General features: G+C 63.6%; 12 protein-coding genes. 6 read left to right on the top strand and 6 right to left on the bottom strand.

All coding sequences use genetic code 11. From position 1 onward, the window contains the following. Nucleotides 1-121: 121 nt before the first annotated feature. The 6 genes from ABJF10_RS18955 to ABJF10_RS18930 form a co-directional block, all read right to left on the bottom strand. On the bottom strand, nucleotides 122-2,557 hold the full coding sequence (locus tag ABJF10_RS18955) for a PSD1 and planctomycete cytochrome C domain-containing protein (RefSeq protein WP_348546170.1): 2,436 nt from the start codon (nucleotides 2,555-2,557) through the stop codon (nucleotides 122-124). Between the two features lie 549 nt (nucleotides 2,558-3,106). Continuing rightward, a complete protein-coding gene (locus ABJF10_RS18950) occupies nucleotides 3,107-3,403 on the bottom strand; it encodes a hypothetical protein (protein WP_348546169.1) in 297 nt (98 codons plus the stop codon). A 27-nt stretch (nucleotides 3,404-3,430) separates the two neighbouring features. Further along, a complete protein-coding gene (locus tag ABJF10_RS18945) occupies nucleotides 3,431-4,573 on the bottom strand; it encodes an exo-alpha-sialidase (RefSeq protein WP_348546168.1) in 1,143 nt (380 codons plus the stop codon). Between the two features lie 14 nt (nucleotides 4,574-4,587). Continuing rightward, on the bottom strand, nucleotides 4,588-5,313 hold the full coding sequence (locus tag ABJF10_RS18940) for an aldolase/citrate lyase family protein (RefSeq protein WP_348546167.1): 726 nt from the start codon (nucleotides 5,311-5,313) through the stop codon (nucleotides 4,588-4,590). Beyond that, nucleotides 5,310-7,349, bottom strand: a complete 2,040-nt coding sequence (locus tag ABJF10_RS18935; protein ID WP_348546166.1) for a phosphotransferase — start codon at nucleotides 7,347-7,349, stop codon at nucleotides 5,310-5,312. The genes ABJF10_RS18940 and ABJF10_RS18935 overlap by 4 nt, the downstream gene beginning before the upstream one ends. Next, on the bottom strand, nucleotides 7,346-9,661 hold the full coding sequence (locus ABJF10_RS18930; RefSeq protein WP_348546165.1) for a sialidase family protein: 2,316 nt from the start codon (nucleotides 9,659-9,661) through the stop codon (nucleotides 7,346-7,348). Before ABJF10_RS18930 ends, ABJF10_RS18935 begins: the two co-directional genes overlap by 4 nt. 68 nt (nucleotides 9,662-9,729) lie before the next feature. Between ABJF10_RS18930 and ABJF10_RS18925 the strand changes: the two genes are divergently transcribed. From ABJF10_RS18925 to ABJF10_RS18900, 6 genes are all read left to right on the top strand, one after another. Next, nucleotides 9,730-10,821 (top strand): LacI family DNA-binding transcriptional regulator, encoded by a 1,092-nt coding sequence (locus ABJF10_RS18925; RefSeq protein WP_348546164.1) that lies wholly within the window; start codon nucleotides 9,730-9,732, stop codon nucleotides 10,819-10,821. A gap of 32 nt (nucleotides 10,822-10,853) precedes the next feature. Beyond that, the gene (locus ABJF10_RS18920; protein WP_348546163.1) at nucleotides 10,854-12,467 is read left to right on the top strand and encodes an FAD-dependent oxidoreductase; all 1,614 of its coding nucleotides are present in this window, start codon (nucleotides 10,854-10,856) and stop codon (nucleotides 12,465-12,467) included. Nucleotides 12,468-12,498: 31 nt separating this feature from the next. Beyond that, complete coding sequence (locus tag ABJF10_RS18915) at nucleotides 12,499-13,440, top strand: DUF4886 domain-containing protein (protein WP_348546162.1); 942 nt, start codon at nucleotides 12,499-12,501, stop codon at nucleotides 13,438-13,440. A gap of 60 nt (nucleotides 13,441-13,500) precedes the next feature. After that, nucleotides 13,501-13,992 (top strand): YajQ family cyclic di-GMP-binding protein, encoded by a 492-nt coding sequence (locus ABJF10_RS18910; RefSeq protein WP_348546161.1) that lies wholly within the window; start codon nucleotides 13,501-13,503, stop codon nucleotides 13,990-13,992. 84 nt (nucleotides 13,993-14,076) lie between these two features. Further along, a complete protein-coding gene (locus ABJF10_RS18905; protein ID WP_348546160.1) occupies nucleotides 14,077-16,422 on the top strand; it encodes a hypothetical protein in 2,346 nt (781 codons plus the stop codon). A 57-nt stretch (nucleotides 16,423-16,479) separates the two neighbouring features. Next, a partial coding sequence (locus ABJF10_RS18900) for a GTP-binding protein (RefSeq protein WP_348546159.1) occupies nucleotides 16,480-16,823 on the top strand: 344 nt, incomplete at its 3' end.

Here is a 16,823-nt window from a genome sequence, read left to right as displayed (position 1 = left end):
GAGCATCCCTTTCAAGGCGAGCCAGCCGAAGCCGGCGGAAACCGTGCGCAGCAAATCGCGACGGGTGAACATCTGCGGCAGGACGCCGGAGCAATCGTAGGGTCTGAGGTTCATAGGAGGATTATTTGAGGTAGCGGAATTCGGCACAGGCAAAGAGGGCCTGGCAAAAGGTGCTCCAGGAAAGCAGCGCGGCGTCGTCCACCTTGCCGGCTTTCACTGACAGCAATCCGCGGCCCTCGCTCAAGAGATACTGCTCCGCCCGCGTGCGCTCGGCGTCGCTCGGCGGCCGGCCGAGCGCGTACTCGTAGGCCAGGGCGATGCGTTGCGCGTGCGGCAACGGCTGGGCGAGAATGCGCTTCGCCCTGGCGGTGGATTGATCGCGGACGAAGCTATTGTTCAGCAGGTAGAGCGCTTGCACCGGCACGTTGGTCACGTCGCGCGTCGCCACCACGAGGCTGGGCTCGGCGAAGTCGAAAATATCCAGCACCTCGGGCACGAAGTCGCGGACCACCGGGAGATACACACTGCGGTAGTTGGCCGTGATTTGCGAAAAGCGCTCCGGCACCAGCCCCTTGCCGATGAAACCGCCCCCGGCAATCGCCACCGCCGAGCCGCGCGGCGGCTGCGTCTGCAACTGACCGCTGGCCGAGAGCAACGCGTCGCGAATCGCCTCCGCATCGAGGCGGCGCGGCGACGCGCGCCACAGCAGCCGGTTTTCGGGATCGATTTCGTTTGCCGCGGAATCGTGCACGCTGCTCAGTTGATAGGTGTGACTCAGCACCAGCGACCGCACGAGTTTCTTCACCGACCACCCATCGCGCATGAATTGCACGGCGAGCGCGTCGAGCAGCTCGGGGTTGCTGGGCTTTTCACCAGTCGCGCCGAAGTTATCCGCCGTCCGCACCAGCCCCTGGCCGAAAAGGCTCGCCCAGACGCGATTCGCCGCCACGCGCGCGATGAGCGGATTCGTCGGCGCGGTGAGCCACTGCGCAAGCTCGAGGCGTCCGCTGCCGTTCGTGGCGATCGTCGGCGCATCCCCAGGCGATAGCACGGTGAGCATCCCGCGCGGGACGATGTCGCCGGGTTGGGCCACTTCGCCGCGCACGAGCAGATGGCAATTCGTCGTGTGGCCGTCCTGCACGCCCATGACCTCTCCTACCCCGGCGACGGTCCCCGCCGCGGCTGCCGTGGCCGGCTGCTGCTGGCCTTTCTTTTTCTTCTTCTTCGGATTTTCCCGGGGATTCGGTACGTCCACCGCGACTCGCGGCGCCGGTTCCTCGGCGGCCAGTTGTTCGGTCGCGGGCGGCAGCGGGATCAGGGTCGAGGCGTTGCGGTTTTTGATGCCGGTCCCGCCCGTGCCGTAAAAGGTCAGCGAGCTGCGGAAGATCCCCGCCATGGCGTAGTATTCCTTCTGCGGCACCGGATCGAATTTGTGATCGTGGCAGCGGGCGCACGCCACGGTGAGCCCGAGCACCGCGCGCGAGGTCGTGTCGATCTGCTCATCGACCATGTCCATCTGGAACTGTTCGGTGTTCTTCTCCTGGAGGCTCTTCGGCCCGAGCGCGAGAAAACCGGTGGCCGTCAAATGGGCGGCGTGTTCGGCGCCATTCTTCGCCGGCAATAGATCACCGGCGATCTGCTCGCGGATGAATTCGTCGTAGGGCACGTCCGCATTCACCGCCGCGATCACCCAGTCGCGATACCGCCACGCCTCGGGATAGGTGAAGTTGCGCTCCTTGCCCGTGCTCTCGGCGAAACGCGCCACGTCCAGCCAGTGCCGTCCCCAGCGCTCGCCGAATTGCGGGGAGGCGAGCAGGGCGTCGACCAGCTTCGTATACGCGTCCGGCGACTTATCCCGCAAGAACGCCTCGACCTGTTGCGGCGTCGGCGGCAGCCCGATGAGATCGAAATACACACGCCGGACCAACACCAACCGGTCGGCGTCCGCCACTGGCTGCAGCTTCTGCGCTTCCTGCGCCTCGAGGATGTAGCGATCCACATCGGTGCGCGGCCAGGCGGTGTCTTTCACCTCGGGCGCAGGCGCGGCCTTGGGCGCCTGGAAGGCCCACAGCGTGGCCTTCGCCTCCTTCGGATCGAGCACCTTTTTCACCACCACCTTGGCCTCGCCATCGCGTGGGTCCGGTGCGCCCATCGCAATCCACTTTTCGAAATCGGCGATCACGTTGTCCGGCAGCTTGCCGCCATCCTTCTCCGGCGGCATGCGCAGGTCCTTGTCCTGCCAGTGCAGCGCCTTGACGAGAAGGCTCTCCTTTACGACTCCCGGCACGACCGCATGTCCGCTGTCGCCCCCGGCGCGAATCCCCTCGCGCGTGTCGAGCAGCAGCCCGCCCTTCACTTTCTCCGACTGCGCGGAGTGGCACTTGTAGCATTTGTCCGCGAGCACGGGGCGGATGCTCTTTTCAAAGAAGGCCAGTTGATCGGCCGTCGGTTGGGCCATGGGATCGGGCGCCAAGGCAGCGAAACCGGCAGCAGCCGTCGCGAAGAGCGAAGTCCACAAGATGACAAGCGAGCGCAGGGGCATGGCGGGAAGGGGCATCACAGGATTAACAGCGCGAGAGGCGGGAATTCGGACAATGAGCCTCCCCCAACAGCCAATTCGCCCCGGATGGAGGTGAAAATTTGCGAGTGGGATCCGGTGGGATCGACTGGGATTTCCAGAGTAAGTGACTCGCGAGTACGGTGGGATTCCGGCGGGAGAACCGGCTGATACCCCTCGTTGCCAACGCCGCGCCTATTCGCGGCCGGGCCTCGGTGCGATTGGGTGCGATTCCAGAGTAAATGTCGTTCCCCGTAGCCAAGCTATGTCGAGCACGAGTAAACGAGAAAACTGAGGTCCAAATTTGCGGGTGGGATTTGGTGGGATCGACTGGGATCTCCAGAGTAAACGACTCCGCGAATGGGGTGGGATCCCAGTCGATATACCTGTGGGTCTGTGTTTCACGTAGCGAGTTCATGTTCACGGTCCGGATTGCATCGAATTCCTGTCCTCAAACCTCTCCAACGCCCTTCACCCCTGCCACCCTACTCTTTCCACTCTTTCATCCGCCCGACGGCCCCAAACATAGCAAAATCCCCAGCCTTCACCTCATTCCGCCCTGCGCCGGCGTTCCCCCTCCGAGAGCGGGCTATCCAGCGGTTGCCGAAGACGCCAATACCCGATCTCGACGTACCGCAGCGGAGTGTAAGCCAGGGCAATCAGGTCGTTGATGGTCGCGCTGGCCATAATCCCGTCGCTAACCTCCACGGAATGACTGTAATAATTACCTCCCGCCACCGAACTGCGATGGACGATCTGGATCTCGACGCGGAGAAACGCATAGCCGGCGAGGTAGATGCCCAGAATTATGCAGCAGACGACGGTGAGGATTGGTTTTCGGCTCATTCTCAAAGGAAAGCACGAGTCCGGCGGTTACTCCACGCGCAGTTCCGTGATGGGGATCACGGCCAGCTCGGCGCTGTTGTGATTGCCGCGGTGGCCGCCGGAATTGGAATAGCCGACGTACAGTTTGCCTTCGTGCTCGATGGCGTAGGGGTAGGATAGGTTTACTCGCGGACTCGAGTCGCCGGGACTTTGCGGACACACGGAGTCGCGGATGCGGAAGATTTTGCGGAAGCCGTTTTCGCCGGGGCGCCCGACGGCGATGGTGAGGGGCGAGCGGCGTTTGCCGCCGTCCGCGGTCATGGTGCCGATGAGGTAACGCTGGCCGGTGCTGAGCACGCCGGCGTAGGGCTTGGCGGTGGCCATCGGCAGGTTGCTGGGCAGCGATTCCGTCCAGGTGCGACCGTAGTCTTCGCTCACCGCGGTGAGGGCCAGCGCGTCGCCGCCGAAACGGGCGAAGTTCTGCACGCGCTTCCCGTCGACGATCACGCCGGATTCGCCCCACATGGACTGGTCGGCGGGCTTGGGGATGAGCACGAGATCCCATTGCGTGAAATCGTCGCCGTGGCTGATGGCGACGGCGGCGGGGTGCCCATCGCCCACGCGCACGCCGGACATGATCCAATTCCCATCGACCATCTTCTGCGGCTCCTGCATCGGCCAGAATCCACGGTCGACCACCACGCCCTTTTTCTCCCACGCGCCGCTGGCTTCATTGAGGAGATAGGCGCGGGTGTGGACCTTGGACATGTGGCCGTAAAATGAGCCTTGAAAGGCCCAGAGCGCATCGCCGTGCGAAAGAAAGACTCCATGGCTGACGGCGTGGTCGGGCGCATCGCCCACGCCGATGGTAAAGACATCGCCCCACGTCCTGCCACCATCGCTGCTCACGCGTCCGCGCGCTTCCTCACCGGGGGTGTTTTCCTCGCCCTTGTTGTTCCCGAAAGAGGCGAACAGCTTTCCCTTGTGCCAGGCGAGGACCACCCCGTGCAGCCAGACGTAGCCGTCGCGCTCCGGTTCATTGGCCTTGATGACGTGAAACTCCACGCCTTTCAGCTCGCTGAGCTCGGCGGCTTTGGGCACGGGTTGATCGGACAACCAAACCGGCTCGGCGGCACAAGCGAGCGCGGCAAAAGTCCACGTGACGAGATGGGTGGCGAGGAGTTTGTTCATGGGGAGTGGATGGTTCAACTAGCCCGGCCAGCCAAGGTTTGCTGGTAGGCCTTGCGGAGGATGGCCAGGTCGGAATCCACCGCGACGTAAGTGAAACCGAGATCGAGATGCGGTTGGAGATCGGCGACGTCGCGCACAAGGATGCCGGCGGCTTTTCCCGCGGCCCGGGCAGCCGCGACGACCGTTGCCAAACACTGCGCGTAGTCGCCCGGCGCAGATGCGGGACGGCTTTTCAGGTCGAATTGCAAATCGGCCGGACCAACGAAGAGCACATCGATGCCATCGACGAGCGCGATATCCGCGGCGTGCTTCACGCCTTCGTTGGTTTCGATCTGGGCGAGGAGAAGCGGCACTGGCATCTCCGGCCCGGGCAGGCGGAGGCCGTAGTCGTAGGCGCGAATGGTGCGCGCCAGTCCGCGATGCCCGCGCGGCGCATAGTGCGCGGCCTGCACAATTTCCTCGGCCGCCGCCGCGGAATTGACGTGCGGGACCATGATGCCCTGCGCGCCCCAATCGAGCACCCGCGCGATGAGATCGGGATGCGGCGCGCCGACGCGGACGATGCCCGCGGTGCGGCTGCCGCGCAGCGCGCGCAGTTGGTTCGGCAGCGCGGCCTCGCTCTCGCAGCCGTGTTCGAGATCGAGCAGCACCCAGTCAAAGCCGGACAGCGCGGCGAGTTCCGCGATGGCGGGTGAGCCGGTGGAGAGCCAGGTACCGATATGGGCAGTGGGAGTATTCACAGGATGGAGAGTTCAGCGTTGATTTGCAGGCCACGCAATGCGAGAGCGATGCGCTGCTGCGTGAAGCGGCGGAGATCTTCGCCACCACTGCCGGTGCCGATGAGAAAGAATCGATCGCCGCGCTCGAAGTAACCCGCGCCCACGCGGATGACGGCTTTGACGATCATGTTGCGCAGCAGGTGCAGCCAGAAACGGCGGCGATACTCGCCCGGCAGCGGGCGGATGCTTTGATACCCCTCCAAAGCACGCGTGAGAAAAGCGCCATCGTGAAAACATCCCAGCAGCGAAAGGTCATCCATGGGATCGCCGGAGATGGCATCGTCCCAGTCGATGAAAGCGGAGATCTCCTTTGCGGTGCCGAGGATATTCCAAAAGGCCAGGTCCTTGTGAACGAGACAACCTTGCTCCAGCGCCAGCAGGTCGCGGTGGCGCTCGATTTCCGCCTTCATCCCGTCGGCTTCGTGGCTGGGCAGAAATTCCCGCTCGACGAGAAACTGCAGATGCCGGTCGAGTTGGAGGAAAAAGTAATCCTCGTAGCGCCGGTGAAAACCCTCGAGCTGATTCGTGCGGCGCAGGATCGCCGGATCAAACGGACCAAAGCCCCGGGGCTGCAATGCCTGCCAGCGCGCCACGGCCGAGCCGATCCCGTAAGCCACTTGGGCGACGTCGATCTGTCCCGCCTTGTCGAGCTGGTTCAAGTCGCGGCACGGGATGTTTTCCAGGAGCTGCCAGGCAAACGGCACCTGCCGCCGGCTGGCATCCACGCCGTGCACTTGCGGTGCCGGCACGCCCAGCGCCCGCACTTCCGCGAGCACGCGCGATTCCACTTCGATGTAGTCGTCCCGCTCCGGCCCGTCCTCGATCCGGGCGAAGTACTCCGTGCCATTCACCGCCGCGAGCCAGGTCACATGGTTGCCCTGTCCCGCCGCCGCGCGCAAGGTGACGGGCTTTCCGGGGAAACGCTCGCGCAAGACCGCGGCAAACTGGCTCTCGCACGCGCCACGACGGAAGTCCTCGTCGGTGCCGTGAAAAGCCGCGGCCCGGTCACACTTCCAATAGTAAATGCCCCGCCGGGGATGCGGCTGCTCCGCTGGCGCCACGATGGGTGGGCGCACCCGCCAGAAACTGGCCAGGACGCTGCCGACGATATTTTGCACCACGCCGCTGAACACCGCCGGCACCGCAGTGAGCGGATGCGCCGGAAAATTCTCCCGCGCCAGCACGGCGGCGAGGCCGCCATTCTGCATGCCGACTTCGATGGAGATCGTGCGGGCGACGTCCTCGGGGTAGCGCAGCAATCGGGCGAGCGCGTAGCCGATGCCAAAGCCCATCACGTGGAGCAGCGCGGCGGCCAGCAGGAGCTTGCCGGCATTGGCGATCACCGCGGGGGCATTTAGCGCGACGATGCCGCCGGTGATGAAAAGAATCGCCACCACCGACACCACCGGACCGAAAGGGGAAACTTTGGCTACGGCCCGCGGAAACCGCCAGTTGCAGAAGACGCCCATCAAGACCGGCCCCACCGCCACTTGCAACGTGGAGAGGCAGAGCTTCGCCGCATCCACCGGCACGTAGGTGCCGGCCAGCGTCTTGCACCACAGCGGCGTCATCACGAAGGCGAGCAGCGTCGAAGTCAGCGTCACCATCACCGCCAGCGCGACGTTGGCCCGCGCGAGAAAACTGATCACGTTCGACGCCGTGCCCGATGGGCAGGACGCCACGAGGATCAAACCCACCGCAAGGCTGGGCTCGAGATGGAGCGCCCGCGCAATCGCCCAACCCGACAGCGGCATGATCGTGTAATGCGCGAGAAACCCGAGGGCGAGCGAGCCGGGCATTTGGAACAGGCGGCGAAAATCCTCCAGCGTGAGCGTGAAGCCCATGCCGAGCATGACCAGCGACAAGGCCCACACCACCCACGGCCCGCGAAACCAACTGAGCGTTTCCGGCCGCAGCAACCCGAGCACCGCGAAACCGATCAACCAGAGCAGATAAAAGTCGGTGAACCAGGAACCGCGATGTTTGCCGTGGCTCATGGCAGCGGCGGGAGCTTCGCGGAATAGACAGCAGCGCGGTGGCGGTTGTCGTCGTAGGCGAAGTGCAGCCATTGCTTGTCGGCGCTGACGAAGCCGTCGGGGTAGTTCAGGTTGCCCTTTGGGCCATCGGTCGATTCCGGGACGAGCACGCGCTGGTAAGGCCAGGTCTTCATGCCATCGAAGCTGATCCAGAGCGAGAGCGGGCTGCGGTGTTTGCTGTTCGGATTGTGCAGCATGGCCACGGTGTCGCCGCCGAGCGGGTAGAGCGTCGCTTTGCTGCCGGGGTTCGGCACGCTCGTGACGGAGGCAAACTCCGGCCACGTCTTCCCGCCGTCTTTCGACTCCGCGTAGTAGAGCAAGCCGCCGAGTTTGTCGGCGCGGATAATCATCCCGATACGGCCACCGCTCAGTTCGACGAGATTGTTTTCCGCCCAGCCGAAGTAGCGGTCATTCGGCGTGAGACGAATGTCGCCGTGCTCGCTCCACGTCTTCCCACCGTCATCGCTGATGAGCACGCCGTTGCGAGGGTTGGTGAAGGCGCGATCGAGCGGCGCTTTGTCCTGCTCGTCGTCCGGGCCGATGTAGTGCTGGAAGGGCACGAGGATGCGTCCGTCGTGCGTGAAGATGTGATTGCGAATGAAGGTGCGTTCCTTCAATCGGCCCGGCACCTCGCTGGGCTTGCTCCAGGTCTTGAATGAGTCGTCGCTGGTCAGGAACCACGAGCGCCAGTCATTGGCCCAATGTTTCGAGTGCGTGGAGAAAAAGAGGGTCGAACGGCCGTTGTGGTTAAAGACTTCCGTGGGCCCCTGGCCGATGGTCGTGCCTTCGCGCGGGAAGCCGACATCGAAGCGCTCGAGCGGGGTCCACGTGCGGCCCTGGTCCCGGCTGCGGGTGACACCGGTGTAGTTGAGCGGCGAGGGTTCGACGTCGCACCCCGCGAGCATGAAGAGGATCCACGAGCCATCCGGCAATTCACGCAGGGTGGTGTCGCAGACTTCCTTGTTCGGCGTGACGCCGTCGTAGGCGAAGGCGTGACGGTCCTGCTTCGCGTCTTCGACGGCTTGCGCGGTCCACTTCTCATCAGGGCGGATGGCCACGGGCACGACGGGCGCGAAGGCTTTGTTGATCAGCATCCGCGGCTTGGCGACGGGCGACTGAAATTTCTCCGCCAGGACGTCCTCCTCGCGGAATTTCGCCATCAGGATTTCGGCGTCGGTATGGCGGTTCCAGTCGTAGGCGATATGGATCGTGCCATCCGGCGCCTGGAGGCCATCGGGATACGAAACCGCCGCGCGCTCATCGAGGAGCAGGCCCTTGCCCCAGGTCTTGCCATCATCGGTGGAAAGAAATGCCGTAAGGTTCGACCGGCGCGGGAGACGCTTGTCGATGGGGCCATTCTTCACCAGCAGCAGATTTCCCGAGGCGAGGCGGCGAATGAAGAAACGCGCGCTCGGATTCTGGATCGACGAGGGCTGCGGCTCGCTCCACTTCGCGCCCTTGTCGGTGGAGAAACTTTCGCTGATGCCTTTCTTCGTGCGCGCCAGCATCCACAGCCGGCCATCGCGCAGTTCCACGATCATGTGCTCGTCAAAATCCGTCCCGGGAAAGGCCACTCCGCCGCGCCGCGTCCAGGTTTTTCCGTGGTCCGTGGAGGCGAAGACATTCGCCATGCGGATGGCGTCGAGTTCGTGATGCGCTTCCTTGAAGAGCACCGGGCCGATGCGATCGCGCGTCCAGAGCGCCACAGGCAGGAGCCAGTCGCCATTGGCCAGCACCGTCGGTTTGTTCAGCGTGCAGCCATCGGCAAAGCGCGTGGGGGCTGACCAGACAGGTTCCTCGGCGTCCGGGTTGTCGCAGGTGATGAACCAGTCGCCACCGCGGCCGTCGAAGTAGCCGAGGCTTTGGTCGAAGAAGAGCCAGAGCTTGCCGCTCGGGTCGGTCCAGAGATTGCCCACGAGTGCGCGGCGCTGCGGGGCATTCGGCGGATCGGTCGGGTCGATAACCACGCGCGACTTCGACCACGTGGCGCCGTCATCATCGCTCGTGGCCAGCATGAAGAAGCCGTTCGGGTTGTCGCCATTGCCCACCCAACAGGCCCAGAGCCGGCCTTTCGCCGTGCGCTCCATGCCGATGATCATGTTGCCCGGCCGCACCTGGTCGGCGTACTCGGGGCCGGGGTGGGTATTGATCACCGGCGGCTCGAGCGAGAGATCGAGCAGTTCTTTGGACGGGACGGTTTCGTCTGCGGCGCAGAGCAAACCGGCGCAGGCGATCAACAGGACGAAGCAACGCGATAGAGTGGACGGGAGCATGACAAGGGGGATGTGACGGCGACAGTTCTGACACATGGGGAATTGACCGCCAACGTCAACGTCGTGTTATGATAACATACATGGGCGCCTCGAATCCCGCTGTCAGCCTGCAAACCATCGCCGAAAAGGCCGGTGTTTCCGCCATGACGGCGTCGCGCGTCCTGCAGAAATCTCCCCGTGTGGCTCCCGAGACACGGCGCCGGGTGCTGGCCGCCGCGCGCGCGTTGAAGTATCGCCCCGATCCGCATCTCGCGCGCCTGATGAAGCTGGTGCGGGGCCGCAAGACGCCACGCCTGCGGGCCGTGATCGCGGTGGTCCGCGAAGATTCGCCGCAGGATGAATTGCACGCGCCGAATTACCAATACGTCTCGCTGCGCGACATCCGCGGCCGCGCCGAGCAGCACGGTTATCATGCGGAGGAATTCTGGCTCGGGCGCGATGGCCTCGGCCCGGAGCGAATGGGCGACATCCTGCACGCCCGCGGCATTGAGGGGCTGATCGTTTCCCCGCAATCCTCCCGCATGCTCTGCGCGCAGCTCGACTACTCGCGATTTGCCGCCGTCACCTTCGGCTACGGCCTGCAAACGCCCTCGCTCCACCGGGCGGCCGGCAACATGACGGTCGGCATCCAGCTCGCCGCCGCGCAACTCCTCGCGCGCGGCTACCAGCGCATCGGTCTGGCCATCACGCAATGGGTCGATACCCGCGCCCAGCACGCCTACAGCGGCGCCATGCTCCAGGTGCAGCAAGGCATTCCGCGCCAGCGCCGCGTGCCGCTCCTCCTATTCCCGCACAACGATCTCTGCCGCGGCGAGGACGTGTTTCGCGCCTGGATGAAGACCCACCGCCCCGACGCGCTCATCTCCTTCGATACGCACGTCCCGGACTGGCTGCGCCAACTCGGCCTGCGCATCCCGGAGGATATCGGCCTGGTCGTCCATGACTGGGCGGAATCGATGCCTGACTTCGCGGGTATTTTCCAGCGACGCGACCATATTGCCGTGGCCGCCGTCGATCTCGTCGCCACCCAGCTCCTGCATCACGAGCGCGGTGTCCCGGAAGTTCCCCGGCAGATCCTGATCCCGCCCGCATGGGTGGAAGGCCCGAGCATTCGCCCGGAGATGCAACTCGCCATAAAAAGCCTGTCCAAGAAACGCTGATTCCAGACTTAATGGGAATACCGCCTCCTCTTATGCGCTTCCCCCATTCGCTTTGTGTCCTGTTCCTCTGCACCGCCGGTGCCTTCGCGCAAACACCCGCTCCGACTTACGATGTCGTTGTTTATGGCGGGGTACCGTGCGGCATCAGCGCTTCGATCGCCGCGGCGCGCGAGGGAGCGAAGACGCTGCTCATCGAGCCCACGAAGCATGTCGGCGGGCTAAATACCAGCGGGCTCAATACCGCCGAGACCGAGCACATGCTCAAGTGGACCTTTGGCGGCATCGCGCAGGAATTCTACACACGGCTCGGGCAGAACTATGGAAAACCCGGCCCGGCTTATTACTTCGAGTCGGGCGTCGCGGAGAAGACGTTCCTCGCCATGCTCGACGAGGCGAAGGTGGAAGTCCGCTATGACCTGCGCGTGGAGAAAGTGTTGAAGGATGGGGCGCGCATCCGCGGCATCACGCTCAGCGATGGCTCGACGGTAAGCTCGAAGGTTTTCGTCGATGCGGGTTACGAGGGCGATCTCATGGCGCGGGCGGGTGTGGGTTACACCTGGGGACGCGAGTCGCGCGAAGAGTTTAATGAAGAGGCTGCAGGCATCCGCTTCGACAAGACGCCGCGGAAAGCGGCGACCGTGGATGAAACAGGCAAGCTGCTCCCCGGCATGAGCGGTTGGGCGCGCGATTTCCATGAACTCGCCGCGGATAAGACGGTGATGAACTACAACTGGCGCCTCTGTTTTTCCAAGGATCCCGCGTGGCGCGTGCCGATCCCCGAGCCCCAGCACTACGACCGCGCCAGCTACCGTTTCCTCGAAAACTGGCTCCGCGAAAAGACCGCGGCCAGCCAGGCGGTGAAGCTCGACGACATCATCGACCTCTACAGCCACGCCCCCAATCGTCCCGACAAAAAGGAGGTCAACAACAAGCAAGCCGCGATCATCTCGATCGGCGACTTCGGCGCGCAGCGCGAGTATCCCGACGGCGATTATGCCACGCGCGACAAGATCATCGCCGAGCACACCGACTACACGCTCGGCCTGTTTCACTTCCTCGCTACCGATGAAGCTGTGCCGGAAAAGCTGCGCGACGAGACCGCGCAATGGGGCCTGCACAAGGAGGAGTTTGCCGACAACGGCAATTGGCCCTACCAACTCTACGTGCGCGAAGCGCGGCGCATGCGCGGGGCGTACGTGATGACCCAGCGCGACGTGCAGGAAAACCGGCGCAAGCCCGATGCCATCGCGATGGGCAGCCACTTCATCGATTGCCATCACGTCCAGCGGCTCGCACTCTCGCCGACGGAATTCATCAATGAAGGCCGCATCTGGCGTGTCGGTTATGCCTACCAGATTCCGTATCGCGCACTCACGCCCAAGCCCGCCGAGTGCACCAACCTGATCGTCGCCGGCGCCGCCAGCTACACGCACGTCGCCTTCTGCACTTACCGCCTCGAAAGCACCTGGATGATGGGCGGCCACGCCGCCGGCGTCGCCGCCGCCCTCGCCGCGCGGGAAGGCAAGGACGTGCAATCGATCGACGTGCCTGCCTTGCAGGAAAAGCTCCGGGCACAAAAGCAGATCATCGATTTCCTTCCGGATCAGCCGGAGAAATTTCCGGATACGAAGACAGTGGAATTTTAAGCCGCAACCAGTGAACAATCGTTCTTCCCCCATGAAAGGCTCATTTTCCAAATCGCTGTCGATCGCCGTCGCCCTCTGTTCCTTTGCCCTCCACCTTCCCGCGGAAGAATCTGGAACGCCGAAGACTGTTCGACTGCTGACGGTCGGAAATAGCTTCTCGCACAACGCCACGCACTATCTGGGCGATCTCGCCAAGGCGGACGGGAATACTTTGATCCTGCGTGAGGACAATGTCGGCGGAGCGAGCCTGGAAGTGCACTGGAACAAGGTGCAGGCGTTTGAGAAAAACCCAGCGGACAAGCTTGGTGTCTATACCGGAGGAAAGAGCTTAAAGGATGACCTGAAGGGCGGGCACTGGGATTTTGTTACGATCCAGCAGGCGAGCATCAAGAGTCACGACCTCGCGACGTATCGTCCGTTCGCGGTGGAAATGCGCGACTTCATCAAGCAATACGCGCCGGATGCGATGCTGCTGCTGCACGAGACGTGGGAATACCGGCTCGACGACGCACGGTTCTCGCCGAAGACGCCGCAGCCGGGCGAGCCGAAGTCGCAGGACGAAATGTATCGCGAACTCGCGGACGCTTACGCGACCACGGCGCGGGAGTTGGGGCTGCGCCGCATCCCGGTCGGCGATGCCTTTCACCTCGCCAATCACGATCCGCAGTGGGGCTTTCACGCGCTGGCGATGCCCTTTGATTCCCAGCACGCGAAGACCGGTGAGCTGCCCGACCAGACGCACTCGCTGAACGTAGGCTGGAACTGGAAGAAACAGAAGGACGGCCAGGTGAAACTCGGCATGGACGGGCATCACGCCAGCACCGCGGGCGAATATCTCGGGGCATGCGTGTGGTATGAAGTGCTCTTCGGCAAAAGTGCGGAAGGCAACCGCTTCGTCCCGCCAGGGCTCGATGCGGACTATGCGCGGTTTCTGCAAGCCACAGCTCATCGCGCGATTGCGGAACTGCATTAAAATCTGCGGGGCTTTTCGTAGTTCCTTCCGCCAGCCGGTCTCCGCTATCCTGCGCTTCCCATGCCCTCCTTCGACATCGTCTCGGAAATCGACAAACAGGAAATCGACAACGCCATCAACCTGGCGGTGAAGGAGCTGGCAACGCGATTTGATTTCAAGGGCAGCAAGGCGTCGATCGAGTGGAACGCGAAGGATTCCAAGATCGAGCTCAAGGCCGAGGACAGCATGCGGCTCAAGTCGCTGAATGAAATCGTGGTCGGTAAACTGGCCCGCCGAAACATCGACCTGCGCAACGTCGAGCGGAAGGATCCGGCGGTCTCGCCGCTCGGTCACGCGACGCAGGATTTCGTGATCAAGCAAGGGCTCGATGGCGACAAGGCGAAGGAAATCGTGAAGGCGATCAAAGAGCAGGCGCTCAAGGTGCAGAGCACGCTCCAAGAGCGGCAGATTCGCGTGACGGGCAAAAAGCGCGATGAGTTGCAGGAGGTCATCGGCTTCTTGCGCGGCCGGGATTTCGAGGTCTCCCTCGCGTTTAAGAATTTCCGCGACTGACCAGTGCCGCGGGGCGGCAGGGACTCACATTTCGTGTCCAAAAGTGTCCGCGCCGGACTTACTCTGTCACCCGCTCTCTTTGTCATGAAACGATTCCTGCTTGTTCTCGCGCTGTCCCTTCCATTCACGCTTTGGGCGCAGGAGCCGGTGGAGGTCAGCGGCATTTATCCGCATCTCGCCTCGTTCAACAACAACGGCGAATGTGGTATCGGCGCGGTGGTGCCATGGGCCGGCAAGCTGTGGTGGATCACCTACCCGCCGCACCTCACGCATGGGAGCAAGGACCAGCTCTATTCCATTGCGCCCGACATGCGGACATTGGAGATGGCGGCGGAGAGCGTCGGCGGCACGCACGCCTGCCGGATGATTCACCAGGAATCGAACCAGCTCATCATCGGGCCCTATTTCATCGACGCCGAAGGACACGTGCGCGCGGTGGATGTGAAGACGCAACTCGTGGGCCGGATGACGGCGATCGCGCGACATCTCACCGACCCGGCGAACCTGGTTTACTTCTACGACATGGAGGGCGCGGTCTATGAGGTCAATGTGCATTCCCTCGAGGTGAAGAAGCTCTTCACCAAGCCGGTGCCGGGCTGGCATGGCAAAGGCGCCTACACCGCGCAGGGCCGGCTTGTCATCGCCAACAACGGCGAGGAGCCCGTGGGCGGAATCAAGCTGGAGAATCTCGCGGCACTGCCGCCGAAGACGATTGAGGATCGCGGCGTGCTGGCGGAATACGACGGCAAGGATTGGCGCATCATCGAGCGGCGCCAGTTCACCGACGTCACCGGGCCGGGTGGTATCAACGGCTCGCCGGATGACAAGGCGCCGCTCTGGGCCATCGGCTGGGACAAGCGCAGCGTGATTCTCAAGCTGCTCGACGGCGGCCAGTGGTCCACGTTCCGGCTGCCGAAAGGCTCGCTCGCCTTCGATCCCGGGCACGGCTGGTACACGGAGTGGCCGCGCATCCGGGAGGTGAACGACGGCCAGTTCCTCATGGACATGCACGGGCAATTCTTCGATTTCCCGGGCGCCTTTTCGCGCACCCACACCTCGGGCATCCGCCCGCTCGCCACACACCTGCGCTATGTGCCGGATTTCTGCGCGTGGGGCGACAAACTCGTGATCGCCAGCGACGACACGAGCATCATGCGCAATCCACTCGCCGGGCAGTCGCAGTCGAATCTGTGGTTTGGCAAAGTCGACGACTTGAAGACGTGGGGACCGACCGCGGGCTGGGGCGGCGTGTGGGTCGACGATGCGGTGAAAGCCGGCGTGCCGAGCGATCCATTTCAATTCGAAGGCTGGGAGAATCGCGACCTGCACCTCGCCAACGACGGCAGCACGCCGGTCGTTTTCAACATCGAGGCGGATGTCGACGGCAACGGTACGTGGCGCACGCTCGAGGCGCTCCCGATGGCCCCGCACAGCACCTTGCATCGTGAGTTTTCCGTGAGCACGCTGGCCGAGTGGGTGCGCATCAAGGCCGACGCCGACACCAAAGCCACCGCCTACTTCCACTTCTGGAATCCGAACCCGCACGCGCCTTCGACGGCCACGCCGCAGATCGACGCCGCGAAGTCGGCGCTCATTCGCCCGGCACAGGGCAACCGCAACCTGCAGGTGGTCACGCCCAACGGTTACTATGAAGTGGACGAAACACTGACCTTCACCGCCAAGGAACAGCCAGGCGGCCTGGAGAAGACGCTGCCAAAGCTGCAAATCCCGATCGTCGCGAGCGTCGATGCGGCCTCGGTGATCGTCACCGATCATCTCGGCCTTCGCTGGCGACTGCCCAAGACCGACGCCGCCTACGATGCACCGGCCACGCCGCTGCGCGCCGTCCGCGAAGTGGAGAGCGAGCGCTTCCTCGGCAACTTTCATGGCATCCTTTACGAAATCCCGCGCGCCACGGGCAAAGGCGATCTCGACCCGCCGGATTTTCAGAAAATGAAACCGCTCGCGACCCATCGCGCGGCGCTCGTGGATTTCTGCACGTGGCGCGGATTGCTCGTCATGTCCGGCGGCGCGGCAGTGCCCGGCGCGGGCCGCGTCATCCACTCGCCCGATGGCAAGGTGGCGCTGTGGTTTGGGAAGACGGATGACCTGTGGAGTTTCGGCAAGGCCGTCGGCGAAGGCGGCCCGTGGAAGGACACCGCTGTGCGCGCCGGTGTCGCGAGCGATCCGTACCTGATGACGAACTTCGACCGCAAATCGGTGACCCTTTCTCACGACGGCGCGCAGCCGGTTCATTTCAAGATCGAGGTCGACGTGCTGGCCAACGGCACTTGGCGCGAATATGACAAACTGGCTGTGAAACCCGGCGAGACGCTCCGGCACGAGTTCCCCATCGGCTTCGGCGCCCATTGGGTGCGGGTAACGGCGGATGCCGCCGTGAAAGCGACCGCCACGTTCCACTACGAATAATCTTCGCCGATCTCCGCGAGGCGGGCTATATGCCTTGGCACGCATTCCCCATCTGCCATGCTAGAAACTCCCTCTCCCACCAAGGCCCGCTACATCATGATCGGCGGCTTTCTCGGCGCCGGCAAGACCACCGCCGTCGCGAAGCTCGCCCAGCGCCTCACCGAGCGCGGGTTGAAAGTCGGCCTCATCACCAACGACCAGGGCCGCGAGCTCGTGGACACACAAATGCTGCGCGCGAAAGGTTTCGCCACCGAGGAAATTCCCGGCGGTTGCTTCTGCTGCCGCTTTAATTCACTGGTCGAGGCGGCGGGCAAGCTCACGGACTCCACGCAACCAGATGTCTTCGTCGCCGAGCCGGTCGGGAGTTGCACCGATCTGGTCGCCACCGTCACCTATCCGCT

The organism is Chthoniobacter sp., assembly GCF_040003245.1.
Lineage (GTDB): Bacteria > Verrucomicrobiota > Verrucomicrobiia > Chthoniobacterales > Chthoniobacteraceae > Chthoniobacter.
This window is presented reverse-complemented; position numbering and strand designations above follow the sequence as displayed.

What these genes read in the sequence shown, in the direction of transcription:
- ABJF10_RS18955 (WP_348546170.1), bottom strand. Translation starts at nt 2,557, where the DNA reads ATGCCCCTTCCCGCCATGCCCCTGCGCTCGCTTGTCATCTTGTGGACT.
- ABJF10_RS18950 (WP_348546169.1), bottom strand. Translation starts at nt 3,403, where the DNA reads ATGAGCCGAAAACCAATCCTCACCGTCGTCTGCTGCATAATTCTGGGC.
- ABJF10_RS18945 (WP_348546168.1), bottom strand. Translation starts at nt 4,573, where the DNA reads ATGAACAAACTCCTCGCCACCCATCTCGTCACGTGGACTTTTGCCGCG.
- ABJF10_RS18935 (WP_348546166.1), bottom strand. Translation starts at nt 7,349, where the DNA reads ATGAGCCACGGCAAACATCGCGGTTCCTGGTTCACCGACTTTTATCTG.
- ABJF10_RS18930 (WP_348546165.1), bottom strand. Translation starts at nt 9,661, where the DNA reads ATGCTCCCGTCCACTCTATCGCGTTGCTTCGTCCTGTTGATCGCCTGC.
- ABJF10_RS18925 (WP_348546164.1), top strand. Translation starts at nt 9,730, where the DNA reads ATGATAACATACATGGGCGCCTCGAATCCCGCTGTCAGCCTGCAAACC.
- ABJF10_RS18920 (WP_348546163.1), top strand. Translation starts at nt 10,854, where the DNA reads ATGCGCTTCCCCCATTCGCTTTGTGTCCTGTTCCTCTGCACCGCCGGT.
- ABJF10_RS18915 (WP_348546162.1), top strand. Translation starts at nt 12,499, where the DNA reads ATGAAAGGCTCATTTTCCAAATCGCTGTCGATCGCCGTCGCCCTCTGT.
- ABJF10_RS18910 (WP_348546161.1), top strand. Translation starts at nt 13,501, where the DNA reads ATGCCCTCCTTCGACATCGTCTCGGAAATCGACAAACAGGAAATCGAC.
- ABJF10_RS18905 (WP_348546160.1), top strand. Translation starts at nt 14,077, where the DNA reads ATGAAACGATTCCTGCTTGTTCTCGCGCTGTCCCTTCCATTCACGCTT.